Genomic DNA, 14,995 nt, shown 5'->3' on the forward strand with positions numbered 1-14,995 from the left:
CGCCGCTCTGGCCGAGGTTCAGCCGCGGCCTTCCCACGGCATCAGGTTGGCCTTCACCGTCAGGAAGGGCACGTTCGCCTCGGGCGTCACGCTGTCCATGAAGACGATGGCATTGGCCACGTTCTGCACGTCCATCGTCGCCTCGACCAGCAGCTCGCCATTGGGCTGCTTCACGCCCTTGGTCATGCGCTGCGTCATGTTGGTCGCGGCATTGCCGATGTCGATCTGCCCGGCGGCGATGTTGTACTTCCGCCCGTCCAGGATCAGCTGCTTCGTGAGGCCCGTGATCGCGTGCTTCGTCGAGGTGTAGGCCACGCTGTCCGGCCGCGGCGTATGCGCGCTGATCGAGCCGTTGTTGATGATGCGCCCGCCCTGCGGCGACTGCTCCTTCATCATGCGGAAGGCCTGCTGCGCGCAGAGGAAGGAGCCGGTGAGGTTCACCGCCACCACCTGCAGCCACTTCTCGACCGGAAGGTCCTCGAAGAGATAGCCCTGCACGCCCATGCCGGCGTTGTTGAACAGCAGGTCGCAGCGGCCCCACTTCGACTTCACGGCCGCGAACAGCTTCTCCACGCCCTCGGGCGAGGAAACGTCGGTCGCTACCGGCAGAGCATTGCCGGAATTCGCGCCGGCCATCTGCGCCGTCTCTTCCAGCGCATCCTGGCGGCGCGCCGCCAGCGCCACCCGATAGCCGGCCTTCAGCAGGCCCAGCGCCGCGGCGCGCCCGATGCCCGTGCTCGCCCCCGTCACCACCGCGACTTTACCCGTCATGACCATCTCTCTCCCAGAAGGGTTGAATTGCGGCCCGAGATTGCGTCGGCGCCGCCGTCGCCGCAATCTAACGTCATGGAAAAGAACCTCCAATTCGACTGTGTCCCCGCCAATGCGCGGACGAATGCGCCGCGCGAGAAGGCGCCCCCCGGCAGCTGCGACAGCCATTTCCATATCTTCGGCCCCTATGACCGCTTCCCGATGAGCCCGACGCGGCCCTACACGCCGCCGGCCGCGCTGATCGACCATTACCTCGACATGGCGGGCACTATTGGCCTCGACCGCCGGGTGGTGGTGCAGGCCAGCGTCTACGGCACCGACAATCGCGTCACGATGGATGCCGTCGCCCGCTTCGGGCGGGACACGGCCCGCGCCGTGGTGGTGGTGGATGACAGCGCCATGCCGCAGGAGCTTCAGCGCCTGGCGGATGAGGGCGCCGTCGGCGTGCGCTTCAACGCCGTCAGCGGCAATGGCACGCCCGTCGAGCAGCTCGAGAGCCTGGCCCGGCGCGTGGCGCCCCTCGGCTGGCACATCCAGCTCTACATGAAGGGCGCGCAGGTGAAGGAGCTCGAGCCCGTGCTCGCGAAGCTGCCCGTGCCGATCGTGCTGGACCACATGGCCGGCGTGAATGCCGCCGACGGGCCGGATGGCGAGGAGCTCGCGGCCGCGCTGCGCCTGCTGGAGGGCGGCCACGCCTGGGTGAAGCTCTGCGGCTATCGCGCCAGCCGCCCGCCCTACGACAACCTGGCGCCGATCGCCCGGCGCTTCGCCGCGGCGGCGCCGGAGCGCTGCGTCTGGGGGACCGACTGGCCCCATACCCAGTTCGAGACCGCCGCGGAGATGACCGACGACGGCATGCTGCTCGACTGGCTCTTCGACTGGGTGCCCGATGCGGAGCTGCGCGAGAAGATCCTGGTGACCACCCCGGCCGAGCTCTACCGCTTCTGACGAGGCCAAGCGGCCCGGCCTGTTGCCGGGCCGTGACGGATTGCCCGATGGCGGGGCGCGACATGGACGCGCGGGGCCGGCCCGGCTAGGCACGGCGCCGGAGGCGCGTCGCCCGCGCCGGATCAATCCCGCATCGGAACACGACCATGACCAGCGACAAGCCGCTTCCCGTACTCGCGACCCATAGCGGCAAGTTCCACTGCGACGAGGTCTTCGCCTACGCCGTGCTGCGCCTGGCGCTCGGCCTGCGGGAACCGGGGCGCGACCACGTTCTGCTCCGCACCCGCAAGCCGGAGGCCATCGCCTCGGCCGATATCGTCTGGGATGTGGGCTTCGTTTTCGACGAGGCCACGAGCCGCTTCGACCATCACCAGCGCGGCGCCCCGCTGCGTGCCGACGGCACGCCCTATTCCTCCGCCGGCCTGATCTGGCGGGTCTATGGCGAGCGTGCCGTGGCGGCGCTGCTGAAGGAAGGCGGCGCGGAGGGCTTCGCGCCCGCCATCGCCGCCGAGATCGACGAGACGGTCGTGCGGCGGATCGACGAGAACGACAACGGCGTGGCAGCCGACGGCCCCGTCCGTTCCGATACGCTCGGGCTCGCCTCGCTGGTCGGGGACTTCAATCCGAGCTGGGATGAAGCCACGGCGAACGGCGCCACCGCCGGCGATGCGGCCTTCCTGGAGGCGGCGGCGCTGGTTTCCGGCATCCTGGGCCGGCGCGTCGATGGGCTGCGGGCCCGCCTGGCGGCCGAGGCCCTGGTGCTCGCCGCCCATGCGGCGGCGGAGGATCCGCGCATCCTGGTGCTCGAGCGTGGGATGCCCTGGAAGAACGTGGTCTTCTCGCACGACCTTCCCGTGCTCTTCACCGTCTCCCCCGCCTCCAACGGCAACTGGATGCTGGACACGGTGCCGCCGGAGCCGGGCTCCTTCGCCCAGCGCCTGCCGCTGCCCGAGGCCTGGGCCGGCCTGGATGCCGAGGCGCTGGCCGCCGAGACGGGCGTCGGCGATGCCGTCTTCGTGCATCTGCGGCGCTTCGTGGGCGCCGCCAAGTCGCGCGACGGGGCGGTGGAGCTGGCGCGCAAGGCCATGGCGGCCTGAGGGGAAGGGCCCGCCGCGATCCGGCGGGCCGCCGTCTTCTAGAGCTTCTTGCGGTACCAGATGCGCGAATGGCCCGGCGGCATTCCATCCAGCCGCCCGGCCTCGATCCAGCCGTTCCGCTGCCAGAACTTGGGAGCGTGGAAGCTGAAGGTGTCGGTATAGGCGTCCGTGCAGCCGCGCTCCCGGGCGATCGCCTCGGCACGGGTCAGGAGCTCGGTGCCCAGGCCCTGGCCACGCACGCCCGATGACAGCCAGAGCCAGTCGATGAAGAGCCAGTTCCAGTAGGTCAGGCCCAGCAGGCCGCCCTTCACCACCTCGTTCTCGTCGCGGGCCAGGACGGTGACGGGCTCGCGGTCATAGGGGCCGCCGCGCTCCTGATTGTAGGAATGCAGGCCGCGCTGGATGGCGGCAACGGCTTCCAGCTCCGGATAATCGTCGTCGCTGATGGTGAGCTTCGGGGCGTCCATTACGCGAAGCGCCTTCGGATGGGGTTAGTCATGGGGTGAGTTATTGGGCCGTCAGCTTCCGGAGGGAAGAGGCGAGGGTCCTCATCTCGTCGGCGGCGGCGCTGCGCGGGTTGCTTTCCGTGACGCCGAGGCCGAGCGCGAAGGCCGTCGCGAAGGCGGAACGGTTGCCCAGCGTCTCCTTCATCACGGGCGCCTTCCGGCGGGCCAGCTCCGCCGTCACCACATCCCGCAGACGGCCGGTGGGCGGCATCCGGTTCAGCACGATCCGGTAAGGCTTCTTCTCATCCTCGGCGAGCTTGATGGTGGCCTCGGCGGCCCAGAGGTCGGGCAGGGAGGGCTGCAGCGGGATCAGCACGATATCGGCCGCGCGGACGGCGATGCGGGCATCGGTATCGGCATGGGGCGGCGTGTCGAGCACCACGAAGTCGGCCGAGCGCCGGTGCCGGTCGATCGCGCTGCTGAGCCGCCAGCCGGAGGAGGCCTCGAATTCCAGCGGCGCGGTGCCCTCCGCGCGTAGCCCATACCAGCGGACGAGGCTCTGCTGGGGGTCGCTGTCGAGCAGGACGACCTTCTTTCCGGGAAATCCCAGGGCAACAGCCAGGTTGGCAGCCAGGGTGGACTTGCCCGCTCCTCCCTTCTGCTGCGCGACGGCGATGATGACAGCCAAGGCAGGAGCTCCTGCGATTCGGGAGAGGGCAGTCTACCCGGTTTTGCGCGCCTGTACGGCCGCGCGTGCAGCCGCCATCACGCCGATGCCGGGGACCGTCAGCGGCGGATGGTCGGCCATCAGGGCGGCGGCGGGCGCCATCGAGGACTGGGCCAGCACCACCCGCCCTTCCAGCCCTGCCGCAGCATCGGCGATGCGGCCGAGATAGGCGCGCGTCTCTCCCGCCTGGAAAAGGCCCCAGGCGCCATGGACCATGTGCATGACGACGCTGGCGCCCCGGCTCTTCGCCGCCGCCTCGAAGAGGTGCCGGGTCGTCTCGCGCGTGGTCGGCGCGGTGTAGAGGACGTGGACGGTGCCGCCGGCGCGCGTCGCGGCCTCGGCCAGCGCGCCGTCTGCCCGCAGGACGGGCTTGGGCGCATCCCGCACCTGTCCGGCCGCGGCGCCGATGGTGGAGCAGGTGAGCAGCACGACATCCGCATGCCAGGCGAGGTCGCGCAGCAGGCTGGCGGCCTCGGCCAGGACTTCGGGCGTCGGCTCGCGCAGCAGGTCCGCGCGGATCTTGTGCGTCAGGCGCAGCGCGCCGCCGGGCAGGGCGGCAGCGGCCGTGTCGAAGAGCGAGGCGTTGCTCTCGGCGGTGTGCAGGCAGGCGATGGTGAGCGCCACGGGCGGATCAGTTCAGAAAGGGGTTGCGGCCGCGCGGCGAGGCGCGCGGGCCGAAATGCTGGGCCAGGTAGTCCACGATCTGCCGGCGATCGGCCGCTTCCAGCGGATTCATGCCCTGCTTCTCCACCATCCAGTCCATCAGCCCGTCCCATTGTTCGCGCGTGAAGGCGCTGCGCCGGATGATCGCCGTGCTGTGGCAGGCCGAGCAGGCATAGAAGGTTTCCTCCTGCCCGTCGCCGGCCGGCAGGATCGAGGGATCCTCCGGCTCGGCCTCGGGCGCCGTCTGGGCGAAGGTCAGGTTGCCCACCGGCGGCAGGGCCAGGGGAAGCGCCAGGGCGAGGACCGCCAGCAAGGCCCGCATCAGCCGACCAGGATCGCGGCGCGGTTGATCGCGTTCGCCGAATAGCCCTGGGGGTTCCAGTTGGCGGCCGCGTGCGGCTGCATGCGGCCCTCGCTGTCGGTGGCGCGGTACCAGACCTCGAAGTAACCGTCCGAGGGGAGGGCGATGCGGCCCTGCCAGCGCTGCCAGGCGTGGCGGTTGGCCGGCGCCGCCACCTGCATCTCAGTCCAGGTGGCGCCGAAATCCACGCTGGCATGGACGGCGCGGGCCGTGAGGTCGCCGGCCCAGGCCGCGCCCCGCAGATCGAGGCTCCGCGTGCCCGCCGGCAGCCGCGAGCCATGCGCGTGGGAGGAGAGGATGGCCCGCACCGGCATGCTCTCGAGCTCGGCGAAGTCGGCGCCGTTGTTGTTGCTGCCCGGCACGATGGGCTTCACCGGCACGCGGTAGCTGGTGCCGCCCATGCCCGCGCCATCATGCACCTGGTTGCGGATCCAGATGCGGGTGAGCCATTTCTGGCTGAAGCTGCCGGGCCAACCCGGCGTGATCAGCCGCAGCGGCGCGCCGTGGATATGCGGGATCGCCTCGCCGTTCATGCGGAAGGCCAGGATCGTGTCCTCGTCCATGGCTTTGGCGATGCGCATGCCGCGGTTGATCGCCTGGCGGTCCGTGGCGCCCGAGAGATGCGGGTCCGCGCCGAAATGCCCGGTATAGATGGCGCTGGGCTTGAGGCCGGCGGCGTTCAGCACGTCGCGCAGGCGCACGCCGGTCCATTCGGCGTTGGAGATCGCGCCGTTGCCCCATTGGTTGCCGCGCGTCTGCGGCGCATAGGCGCCACGGCCATTGCCGCCGCATTCCATCTGCAGCTGCAGGGTGACGTTGGGGAATCGGCTGCGCAGCTCGCCGACCTTCAGGCTCAGCGGGGTATTCACCTCGCCGTCGATGGTCAGGGTCCAGGAATCCGGATCGGTGACCGGCTCCGGCATCTGGCCGTTGTTGCGGATGAAGAAATTCTTGGCCGAGGTGACCGGCTCGTCGAGCTGATGCTCCGGCGTCTCCGCGACCAGCGGGCGGTCGCCGAGCAGGATGAGGTCGTTCTTGCCCGGCATGCGGAAGACCTGCGGTCCTGGCGCCGCGGCGCCCTGGGAGGTACCTCCGGGCGCAGCCGTACCTTGCGCCGCGGCGGGCCGCGCCAGCAGCTCGGGCAGGGTGCCGGCCGGCATGCGGGCCGCGAAGGGGATGGAGGCGCCGAGCGCGGCACCCATCGTCGCCAGGGCCGAGCCCTTCAGGGCGCCGCGGCGGCCCCAGGCCAACGCATCGGCACGTTCGGGGTCGTCACGGTACAGCTCCTGCAACGAGCGGTCCGGTGGGTTGGCTCTCTTGTTGGATGCCATGTCTTCCTCCCTAACATCCGCACTATGGCCCAGACGCACCCCCTTTCCGCAATCTCTTCCGAACTGCTGACGCCGGCGGAGATGACGGAGGCGGACCGGCTGGCCGGAAACGGCCCCGCGCTGATGGCCGCGGCGGGCCAGGCCGTGGCCTCGGCGATCCGGCAGCGCTTCCGGCCTTGCCGCACGCTGGTGCTGGCCGGCCCCGGCAATAATGGCGGCGACGGCTATGTCGTGGCGCGGCTGCTGGAGCAGGCCGGATGGGACGTCGCCGTGGTACCGCTGGCCGCGCCGCGTGCCGGCAGCGACGCGGCGGAGGCCGCCGCCCGCTGGCACGGGCCGAGGCGAGGGCTGGAGGAGATCGGGCGGGCGGGCCTCGTGGTCGATGCCGTGTTCGGTGCAGGCCTCGCGCGGGATTTCGATGGCCCGGCCGCCGAGGCGCTCCGTGCCGTGCGGGCGCCGGTGGTGGCGGTGGACGTACCCTCGGGCCTGGACGGCGCGACCGGCGCCGTGCGCGGCTTCGCCGCCCAGGCCGCGCTGACCGTCACCTTCTTCCGGGCCAAGCCGGGACATTTCCTGCTGCCGGGGCGGGACCGCTGCGGCGAGCTGGTCGTCGCCGATATCGGCCTGCCGGCCACTGTGCTGGAGACGATCCAATCCAGGACCTTCGCCAACGGCCCGGCGCTCTGGACCCTGCCGCAGCCTGGAGCAGGGAGCCACAAGCACAGCCGCGGCCACGTCACGATCATTTCCGGACGGGAGATGACGGGGGCGGCGCTGCTGGCCGCGCGCGCGGCCCGGCGGGCCGGTGCGGGCCTGGTGACCCTGGCCTGCGCCGACGCCGCGAGCGCCACGCTGCATCGCCTCGCGGAGCCCGGGGCGCTGGTCGTGGAGGCGGAAGGTTCCTCGGCGCTGGTCGATGCGATCCTCGCCGATGCCCGCCGCGAGACGATCCTCGTGGGGCCGGGCCTGCCGCCCGACGCCGGGACGCGGGAGGCGGTCACGCGCTTCCTGGCCGCGGGCCGGAAGCTGCTGGCCGATGCCGGCGCGCTCACCGCCTTCGCTGGCGATCCGGACGGGCTGAGGGGCGCGGCGATCCTCACCCCCCATGCCGCGGAATTCGGGCGGCTCTTCGGCCGCGTGGGGGATGACCGGCTCTCGGCCACGCGCGCGGCGGCGGCGCGGATCGGCGGGGTGGTGCTGCTGAAGGGGTCGGACACGGTGATCGCGGCGCCGGACGGGCGGGCGGTCATCAACCACAATGCCCCACCCAGCCTCGCCACCGGCGGCACCGGGGACGTGCTGGCGGGGCTCGCGGGTTCGCTGCTCGCCCAGGGGATGCCGGCCTTCGAGGCGGCTTGCGCGGCCGCCTGGATTCAGGGGGAGGCCGCGCAGAAGATCGGCCCCGGGCTGCTCGCCGAGGACCTTGCGGGGGAATTCCGCAACCTCATGTAGGGATCGCGCTTTGTTTCTGAATATTTCCCGCCTATCGTGACCTCGTTCTGGAGACCCCTTCATGGCTGATACCCTCGTCGAAGCGCCTGAAACCCTGGTGGACCGCGCGCTGCGGCGCGTGACCGGGCTGTGGAGGGACATGGCCGAGCGGGTGGTCAGCCGGGGCGAGGCCGAGGATGTCGGCGCCCAGATGCAGGCCTGCCTGACCGGCCGCGGCGGCGAGGTCTCGGCCCGGGCCCGCGCAGCCAAGCTCGCTGCCGCCTATCGCGGCTTCAGCGAGGAGGAGCGCGTCCATTTCCTGCGCACCCTGGCCGCCTTCGACGCCAATCCGAAGATCGTCGAGGCTGCGATCAAGGCCTGGAATGAATCCACCGAGGGCGCCGGCAAGGCCGCCGCCAAGGTGAAGCTCCGCCGCGCGCTGGAAAGCCCGCGGATTCGCCTGCTCACCCAGTTCACTGCCATTCCGGACGGCATGAAGCTCCTCGTGGACCTGCGCGAGGACCTGCTGCGCGTCGTCGGCACCGATCCGCTGCTGGAGGCGCTGGAGGCGGATCTCAAGACGCTGCTCACCTCCTGGTTCGACGTGGGCTTCCTCGAGCTGCGCCGCATCGACTGGAACAGCCCCGCCGCCCTGCTGGAGAAGCTGATCCGCTACGAGGCGGTGCACCGCATCGAATCCTGGGACGACCTGAAGAACCGCCTGGATTCGGACCGCCGCTGCTACGCCTTCTTCCACCCGCGCATGCCGGCCGAGCCGTTGATCTTCGTGGAGATCGCGCTGGTGAAGGGCCTGGCCGATTCCGTGCAGGCGCTGCTCGACCCGCGGGCCGAGGCGATGGACCCCGCCGGCGCCGACACCGCCATCTTCTATTCGATCAACAACTGCCAGCGCGGCCTGGACGGCATCGGCTTCGGCAACTTCCTCATCAAGCGCGTGGTGGAGGTGCTGGGCCTGGAGTTCCGCGGCCTCAAGAAATTCGCGACGCTCTCGCCGATCCCGGGCTTTTGCCGCTGGCTGAAGGCGCGGGGCGAGGCCGGCGACGCGACCCTGCTCACCAACGACGAAGCGACGGCCCTGCGCAATGCCGCCGGCGCGCCGCCCGAGGCCTCGCCGGCCGAGCTGCTGCAGCTCGTCGTCGCGCGGAAGGACTGGACGCCCGAGCTCCGCAAGGTGGCCGAGCCGCTGTTCCTCCGCCTTTGCGCGCGTTTCCTGGCGGTCGAGGCAGGCAAGAACAAGAACCGCGCGGCGGATCCGGTGGCGCATTTCCACCTGTCGAACGGCGCGCGCATCGAGCGCATCAACTGGCGCGCCGACACCTCGCCCAAGGGCATGCGCGAGAGCGGCGGCATGATGGTGAACTACCTCTACGACCTCGAATTCATCGAGGATAACCACGAGGCCTATGCCGGCGAGGGCAAGCGCTCCATGGCCGCGACGGTGCGCAAGAGCCTCAAGGCCTGACACGGCCCCCGCGCGTGGCGGAGCAGGCAGCGCTTCGGGACGAAGCCGAAGCGCTGCTCCTCGTGGATGTCCAGCGCGCCTTCATGTCCGGCGTGCAGGCGGTGCCCGATCACCTGCGGCTCCGGTGCGCCCTCGACCTTCTGTTGGAGAAGGCGCGCCAGTACGGCGTGCCGGTCTTCTTCCTGCAGAATGACGGGCCTGAGGGCGCTTCCGACGCGCCCGGGACCGAGGCCTGGGAGCTCTTCTTTCCCCCACAGCCGGGCGAGGCGGTGCTCCGCAAGCGCCAGGACGACGGTTTCGATGGCACCGATCTCGAGGCAAGGCTTCGGACGCTCGGCATCCGCGTCATCGCCTTCGGTGGCGTGCTATCCGAGATGTGCCTGGCGGCCACCGCGCGGGGCGCACTGGCGCGGGGCTTCACCGTGATCCTCGCCCATGACGTGCATGCGACCTACGACGTGCCGGCCGGCCCGGGCGGATCGCCCTTCGTGCCCGCACACCTGGCGGCGCGGGCGGCGGAATGGTCGCTGGGCGACGAAGCCGTTCTGCTCGCGAGCGCCACGGACGTCGAATTCGTGGCGCTGCCGGCCGAGGGCGGCGGTCAGGCCTAGGCCGCGGCGTGGCGGGCGTGCTGCCAGACCTCGGGGTTCACGACGTTCACGGGCCGCTCGCCCCGCATCACGCGCAGCACTTCCTCGGCCGCGGCGACATTGGTCCGCTCGACCGAGGCCGGGGTCATGCCGGCCCAATGCGGCGTCAGCAGCAGGTTCGGCGCCTCGAAGAGCGGGTTGTCGCGGGCCGGCGGCTCCTCGTTCATCACGTCGAGCGCGGCGCCGCCGATGCGCCCCTCATGCAGCAGGCGCAGCAGCGCGGGCTCGTCCACCACGCCGCCCCGGGCCACGTTGATCAGCCAGGCGTTGGGCTTCATCCGCGCCATCCGCTCGGCCGAGGCCAGCCCGCGCGTCTCCTCCGTCAGCGGGCAGGAGAGCAGAAGGAAGTCGGATTCGGCGAAGAGGCGATCGAAATCGGCTGGCTCCACATGATCGGGCAGCGCGCCCGATCCGCGGCGCATCCCCAGCACCCGCATCCCGAAGCCCAGGCCCGCGATCTGCGCGACATGCTTCCCGATGGCGCCGAGACCGACGATGCCGATCGTCCGGCCAGAGAGCTCGACCGCCTGGTCCCAGGCCTCGATGGCCGCCTTCCAGCCCTTGGTCCGGAAGGTCCGGTCGGCTGATTCGAGCCGGCGGCTGACGACCATCATCTGGGCGATGACATGCTCGGCCACCGAGACGGCGTTGCCGCCCGGCACGTTGGTGACGGGCAGGCCGATTGCCGTGGCGCGGTCCACCGGGATGAAGTCGTAGCCGACGCCGGCCCGGGCCACGAGGCGCAGCTTCGGGCTGCGGTCCAGCAGGTCGCGGGGCAGGGGGAGGCGGACGATGAGGGCGTCGGCCTCGGCGCAGATGGCATAGAGGCCCTCGGGGCCCCGGCCGGGCGGCAGCTCCACCCGCATTCCGGCGTCTTCGAGGAGGGCGACGGCTGCCGGCGCGATGGGGCTGGTCAGGGCAATGAGCGGCAAGACGCGTTCCTTGGGCCAAATGCGTATAGGGACCGGCCTAGCCCCGGCGGAGGGGCCATGCAATCCGATCTCTCGCCAAGCGCCTTCCTCGGGTTAGAGTACCCCCACTTCTGAGGAACGAGCCAATATGAACCAGCAGGCCTCCCCCATCCGTGCGCCCGACGAGGCCCGACGGCTCACCTTGCTCAATGCGGTCGAGCGAAAGCTGCTCTGGCTCTCCGCCTGGATGATCCACAACGCCAACCACATCCGCCCGAACCGGGACGGGCTGAAGGTGGGCGGGCACCAGGCCTCCTGCGCCTCGGTCATCTCGATCCTCACGGCGCTCTATTTCGACATCCTGAAGCCGGCGGACCGGGTGGCCGTGAAGCCGCATGCGGGCCCGGTTTTCCACTCCATGAACCTGCTCTTCGGCCGTCAGTCGGCGGAGCGGATGGACACGCTGCGCCAGTTCGGCGGCGTCCAGCCCTACCCCTCGCGGATCAAGGACGGGCCGGAGGTGGACTTCTCCACCGGTTCCGTGGGCCTGGGCGTCGCGCTGGCCAGCTTCGGCAGCCTCGTGCAGGACTATGTGCGGCTGAAGAAGCTGAACCCGGAGGCGATCCCGGCCGGCCGCCACGTCGCCATCGTGGGCGATGCGGAGCTCGATGAGGGCAATATCTACGAGGCCCTGCTCGAGGGCTGGAAGCACGACATCCGCAACGTCTGGTGGGTGGTCGACTACAACCGCCAGAGCCTCGACAGCGTGGTGCAGGACCGCCTTTTCGGCCGCATCGAGGGCCTGTTCCGCGACATGGGCTGGAACGTGGTCACCATCAAATACGGCCGGAAGCTGCAGGCGGCCTTCGCGCGGCCGGGCGGTGAGGCGCTGCGCCGCTTCATCGATGATTGCCCCAACAGCCTCTACTCGGCACTCACCTTCCAGGGCGGCGCCGCCTGGCGCTCGGCTCTGCTGGCGGAGCTGGGGCGCGAGGAGGGCGTGCGCGCTATCATCGACCCGCTCTCGGATGACGAGCTGGCGGCGCTGATGAACAACCTCGGCGGCCATGACGTCGAGACGCTGATGGAGGCCTTCCGCGCCCAGGATGCGGCCGGCGACCAGCCGACCTGCTTCATCGCCTATACCATCAAGGGCATGGGCCTGCCCTTCGCCGGGCACAAGGACAACCATGCCGGGCTCATGACCAAGGAGCAGATGGAAGGCTTCCGGCGGGACATGGGTATCCGCCCCGGCCATGAATGGGACGTCTTCGAGGGGCTCGACCTGCCCGAGGCCGAGCTGCGCGCCTTCATCGATGCGGTGCCCTTCGCCCAGAAGCTGACGCCCGAGGGGCGCAGCCTCGTCTCGCCCAAGATCCCCATCCCGGCCGTCTTCCCGGTGCCGACGGTGCCGGCCGGCCGCAAGCTCGCGACGCAGATGGCCTTCGGCGAGATCCTCTCCGGCATTGGCCGGGGCGAGGGCGAGTACGGGCCCATGGCGGGCCGCATCGTCACCACCAGCCCGGACGTGACGGTCAGCACCAATCTCGGCCCCTGGGTGAACCGGCGCGGCATCTTCGACCGGCACCTCAAGAATGACGTCTTCCGCGACGCCAAGCTGGCCTCGGCCCAGCGCTGGGGCATGTCGCCGCAGGGCCAGCATGTGGAGCTCGGCATCGCCGAGCAGAACCTGTTCCTGATGCTGGCCGGGCTCGGCCTGGCGGACAAGCTGTACGGCGCGCGGCTGCTGCCCATCGGCACGGTCTACGACCCTTTCGTGAACCGCGGCCTCGATGCGCTGATCTACGGTTGCTACATGGATGCCCGCTTCCTGCTGGTCTCCACGCCCTCCGGCCTGACCCTGGCGCCGGAGGGCGGGCAGCACCAGTCGGTGAACACGCCGCTGATCGGCATGGCGCAGGACCGGCTGGCCGCCTTCGAGCCGGCCTTCGCGGACGAGCTCGCCATCCTGATGCGGCATGCCTTTGCCCATATGCAGGAGCCCGACGGCTCCAGCGTCTGGCTCCGCCTCTCGACCCGCGCGCTGGAGCAGCCGCAACGGACCCTCGATCCGGCGCAGGTCATCGCGGGCGGCTACTGGGTGGTGCCGCCGGCCGAGGGCGGGCGGATCGCCATCGCCTATCAGGGCCCGGTGGCGCCCGAGGCCATGTCGGCCTTCGAAGCGCTGCGGGCGGAGGAGCCGGGGGCGGGCCTGCTGGCCGTCACCTCGCCGGACCGCCTGCACCAGGGCTGGCTGGACAGCCGCAAGCGCGCGCGCTCCGGCCCGGGGGCCGCGCCCTCGCATATCGAGACGCTGCTGGCGCCGCTGGCCCCGGGTGCGGGCATCGTGACCCTGCTGGACGGCCATCCCGCCGCGCTGGACTGGATGGGCGGCGTGCGCGGCCACCGGATCTCCGCGCTGGGCGTGGACCGATTCGGACAGGGCGGGGACATCCCCGCGCTTTATGCCGAATACGGGCTGGACGAGGCCGCGATCCTGGACGCCTGCGCCCAGCTGCTGATCGGCTGAGACGAGGCGGGGCGGGGAGGGCGGCGGGCCCTCTCCGCGGCGCTCAGGCGATCTTGATCGCGCCCTTCACGGTGCCGATCTTCGTGAAGTGGTGGCTCTCCTCCAGCGTCTTCCAGAGGAAGGCCGGCTGGTAGCAGGTGCTGTCCAGCGAGAAGAGCTGCTGGGAGTGCTGAACCGGGAAGAGGGTCTGGGCCATCTGCGCCTGGCCCATGGCCGACTGATAGCAGAGCACCACATGGCCGGAGCAGAAGAAGGCGTCGCCGCCCGCGCTCAGCAGGTTGTCGAGCGTCGCGTTGATCACGTCCCCGCCCGGGAAGCGCGTACGTTTGGAGATGGAGCGCGCGGCCCCGCCCATCGAATAGCTGATCTTTGAGCCGCCCTGCGGGGCCTGCGGGGCGCCGAAGCCGTCCAGCATCATACGCGCCGTTTCCGCCGCGCCGGCCTGGATGTCCGAATAGTTGCAGCGGAAGACGTCGTATTTGTAATCGCGGTTCTTGATCAGGAGGTTGTTCTCCTGCAGCCCTTCCCCGTCCATCTCGATGATGGTGGTGCCGGAGGAGGCGATGCCGGCGTGGACGAATTTCGAGCTGCCGCGCCCGAAGAGCTGTCCGAAGCGGATAACCTTGCTGATGATCCCGCCATCGGAATGCTTGATCATGATGTCGCCCGCCTGCAGGCATCCCACGATGGCGTTGGAGCGCGGTCTCGTCATTTCCTGTCCTCTGGAAGCTGTTCGCGTCGTTGCTGCCGCGGCCTAGGCCTGCGCCCGACGGTAAGGCCAATCAGGGAAGGGCGCCGCCTTGCGGGTGGCGGCGTAGCGGATGCTGCGACAGTCCCGGTGGCCGAACCGTCCGGGCGGGAGTGATGCAGCATCACTATCGTTTAGGTTGAGCGATCAAACCTTTCAATACACGGAAAGGTTGTGAAATCACCCCGTCGTCGGAAGGGGATAGGGCATCAGGACGGCATCCCGCCGCTGGTAGAGCGGGTGCTTGGGGCTGCCATCCCCGTTCACGCCGAAGCACATCGCCTGCACGCCGGCCTCGGCCAGCATCCGGGCGATGGCCGTGCCCCGCCCGGCGAGAGGCTTCGGCGGCTGGCCCCAGGCCACCACCACCAGCGCCGCCGAGCGCGCATAATGCAGCAGGGTGGCGTCGTTCTCCTCGCCGACCGGGTCCTCCACCTCGAGTAGTCGCTTCTTGTCGGTCGCGCGGTAGCCGAAGGCGTTGAGCATCACGAGGCCGGGCAGTCTCCAGCGGTGCCGGGCGCGCCAGACGCAGCCGGCAACGGTCGGGTCGTCGACGTCGATATCGGCGGTGGAGGGGTTCATGCCGATGACGACGCCGAATCCGGGCGTGCCCAGCGGCCGGCCGTCCCAACGGCGCTCCAGCCACCAGCGCCAGCGGCGGTCCGGGGAGAAGGCGGCGGCAGAGACGACGTCGGAGTCGAGCTTCAGGCGGACCTTTCCGCCGGGGTCGTGGGAATCGGGCATGGGGGCAGTATTGGCGCCGCCGTTGCTTTCGGCTACACGCCCCGCTTCCTACCCGGCAGCAAGCACGCGGGCGTGGTGGAATTGGCAGACACGCTGGATTTAGGTTCCAGTGGCGCAAGCCGTGGGGGTTCAAGTCCCTCCGTCCGCACCACTC

General features: G+C 70.4%; 15 protein-coding genes and 1 tRNA gene. 7 read left to right on the forward strand and 9 right to left on the reverse strand.

Annotated features, from left to right (window positions below; translation table 11 throughout):
• Nucleotides 1–18: 18 nt before the first annotated feature.
• On the reverse strand, nt 19–771 hold the full coding sequence (locus KHU32_RS17520; protein WP_213671441.1) for an SDR family oxidoreductase: 753 nt from the start codon (nt 769–771) through the stop codon (nt 19–21).
• 75 nt (nt 772–846) lie between these two features.
• On the opposite strand from KHU32_RS17520, the gene KHU32_RS17525 reads away from it, so the two are divergent.
• The gene (locus tag KHU32_RS17525) at nt 847–1,719 is read left to right on the forward strand and encodes an amidohydrolase family protein (RefSeq protein WP_213671442.1); all 873 of its coding nucleotides are present in this window, start codon (nt 847–849) and stop codon (nt 1,717–1,719) included.
• 146 nt (nt 1,720–1,865) lie between these two features.
• Nucleotides 1,866–2,816, forward strand: coding sequence for an MYG1 family protein (locus KHU32_RS17530; protein WP_213671443.1), 951 nt, complete (start codon nt 1,866–1,868; stop codon nt 2,814–2,816).
• A gap of 38 nt (nt 2,817–2,854) precedes the next feature.
• Here KHU32_RS17530 and KHU32_RS17535 read toward each other — a convergent pair whose 3' ends face one another.
• From KHU32_RS17535 to KHU32_RS17555, 5 genes are read right to left on the reverse strand one after another with little or no spacing between them, the layout of a single operon-like run.
• Entirely contained in the window at nt 2,855–3,283 is a 429-nt protein-coding gene (locus KHU32_RS17535) for a GNAT family N-acetyltransferase (RefSeq protein ID WP_213671444.1), read from the reverse strand.
• 40 nt (nt 3,284–3,323) lie between these two features.
• Entirely contained in the window at nt 3,324–3,950 is a 627-nt protein-coding gene (gene parA / locus KHU32_RS17540) for a ParA family partition ATPase (protein WP_213671445.1), read from the reverse strand.
• Between the two features lie 33 nt (nt 3,951–3,983).
• A complete protein-coding gene (locus tag KHU32_RS17545; protein WP_213671446.1) occupies nt 3,984–4,613 on the reverse strand; it encodes an aspartate/glutamate racemase family protein in 630 nt (209 codons plus the stop codon).
• A gap of 7 nt (nt 4,614–4,620) precedes the next feature.
• Nucleotides 4,621–4,974 (reverse strand): cytochrome C-552, encoded by a 354-nt coding sequence (locus tag KHU32_RS17550; protein WP_213671447.1) that lies wholly within the window; start codon nt 4,972–4,974, stop codon nt 4,621–4,623.
• Complete coding sequence (locus KHU32_RS17555; RefSeq protein ID WP_213671448.1) at nt 4,974–6,344, reverse strand: sulfite oxidase; 1,371 nt, start codon at nt 6,342–6,344, stop codon at nt 4,974–4,976. The genes KHU32_RS17550 and KHU32_RS17555 overlap by 1 nt, the downstream gene beginning before the upstream one ends.
• A 24-nt stretch (nt 6,345–6,368) precedes the next feature.
• Here KHU32_RS17555 and KHU32_RS17560 point away from each other — a divergent pair, with 24 nt between their 5' ends.
• The 3 genes from KHU32_RS17560 to KHU32_RS17570 all read left to right on the forward strand — a co-directional run bounded on the left by KHU32_RS17560 (nt 6,369) and on the right by KHU32_RS17570 (nt 9,869).
• The gene (locus tag KHU32_RS17560) at nt 6,369–7,796 is read left to right on the forward strand and encodes an NAD(P)H-hydrate dehydratase (RefSeq protein ID WP_213671449.1); all 1,428 of its coding nucleotides are present in this window, start codon (nt 6,369–6,371) and stop codon (nt 7,794–7,796) included.
• Nucleotides 7,797–7,857: 61 nt separating this feature from the next.
• The gene (locus KHU32_RS17565) at nt 7,858–9,258 is read left to right on the forward strand and encodes a malonyl-CoA decarboxylase (protein WP_213671450.1); all 1,401 of its coding nucleotides are present in this window, start codon (nt 7,858–7,860) and stop codon (nt 9,256–9,258) included.
• Nucleotides 9,259–9,272: 14 nt separating this feature from the next.
• On the forward strand, nt 9,273–9,869 hold the full coding sequence (locus KHU32_RS17570; RefSeq protein ID WP_213671451.1) for an isochorismatase family protein: 597 nt from the start codon (nt 9,273–9,275) through the stop codon (nt 9,867–9,869).
• Here the strand turns inward: KHU32_RS17570 and KHU32_RS17575 are convergent.
• Nucleotides 9,866–10,840, reverse strand: a complete 975-nt coding sequence (locus KHU32_RS17575) for a hydroxyacid dehydrogenase (protein WP_213671452.1) — start codon at nt 10,838–10,840, stop codon at nt 9,866–9,868. The genes KHU32_RS17570 and KHU32_RS17575 overlap by 4 nt on opposite strands.
• Nucleotides 10,841–10,967: 127 nt before the next feature.
• Here KHU32_RS17575 and KHU32_RS17580 point away from each other — a divergent pair, with 127 nt between their 5' ends.
• Nucleotides 10,968–13,349 (forward strand): 1-deoxy-D-xylulose-5-phosphate synthase N-terminal domain-containing protein, encoded by a 2,382-nt coding sequence (locus KHU32_RS17580; RefSeq protein WP_213671453.1) that lies wholly within the window; start codon nt 10,968–10,970, stop codon nt 13,347–13,349.
• A 43-nt stretch (nt 13,350–13,392) separates the two neighbouring features.
• On the opposite strand, the gene KHU32_RS17585 is transcribed toward KHU32_RS17580, so the two are convergent.
• Nucleotides 13,393–14,061, reverse strand: a complete 669-nt coding sequence (locus tag KHU32_RS17585; protein WP_213671454.1) for a hypothetical protein — start codon at nt 14,059–14,061, stop codon at nt 13,393–13,395.
• Nucleotides 14,062–14,277: 216 nt separating this feature from the next.
• On the reverse strand, nt 14,278–14,841 hold the full coding sequence (locus KHU32_RS17590) for a DUF1643 domain-containing protein (RefSeq protein ID WP_213671455.1): 564 nt from the start codon (nt 14,839–14,841) through the stop codon (nt 14,278–14,280).
• Nucleotides 14,842–14,907: 66 nt separating this feature from the next.
• Here KHU32_RS17590 and KHU32_RS17595 point away from each other — a divergent pair.
• A tRNA-Leu gene (locus KHU32_RS17595) sits at nt 14,908–14,992 on the forward strand.
• Nucleotides 14,993–14,995: the final 3 nt, after the last annotated feature.

This window comes from Roseococcus pinisoli (assembly GCF_018413645.1).
GTDB lineage: Bacteria > Pseudomonadota > Alphaproteobacteria > Acetobacterales > Acetobacteraceae > Roseococcus > Roseococcus pinisoli.

Bases quoted from the DNA above. Each gene is read 5' to 3' on its own strand.
- KHU32_RS17530 (WP_213671443.1), top strand. From the start codon at position 1,866: ATGACCAGCGACAAGCCGCTTCCCGTACTCGCGACCCATAGCGGCAAG.
- KHU32_RS17585 (WP_213671454.1), bottom strand. From the start codon at position 14,061: ATGACGAGACCGCGCTCCAACGCCATCGTGGGATGCCTGCAGGCGGGC.
- KHU32_RS17525 (WP_213671442.1), top strand. From the start codon at position 847: ATGGAAAAGAACCTCCAATTCGACTGTGTCCCCGCCAATGCGCGGACG.
- KHU32_RS17580 (WP_213671453.1), top strand. From the start codon at position 10,968: ATGAACCAGCAGGCCTCCCCCATCCGTGCGCCCGACGAGGCCCGACGG.
- KHU32_RS17535 (WP_213671444.1), bottom strand. From the start codon at position 3,283: ATGGACGCCCCGAAGCTCACCATCAGCGACGACGATTATCCGGAGCTG.
- KHU32_RS17590 (WP_213671455.1), bottom strand. From the start codon at position 14,841: ATGCCCGATTCCCACGACCCCGGCGGAAAGGTCCGCCTGAAGCTCGAC.
- KHU32_RS17565 (WP_213671450.1), top strand. From the start codon at position 7,858: ATGGCTGATACCCTCGTCGAAGCGCCTGAAACCCTGGTGGACCGCGCG.
- KHU32_RS17560 (WP_213671449.1), top strand. From the start codon at position 6,369: ATGGCCCAGACGCACCCCCTTTCCGCAATCTCTTCCGAACTGCTGACG.
- KHU32_RS17520 (WP_213671441.1), bottom strand. From the start codon at position 771: ATGACGGGTAAAGTCGCGGTGGTGACGGGGGCGAGCACGGGCATCGGG.
- KHU32_RS17555 (WP_213671448.1), bottom strand. From the start codon at position 6,344: ATGGCATCCAACAAGAGAGCCAACCCACCGGACCGCTCGTTGCAGGAG.
- KHU32_RS17550 (WP_213671447.1), bottom strand. From the start codon at position 4,974: ATGCGGGCCTTGCTGGCGGTCCTCGCCCTGGCGCTTCCCCTGGCCCTG.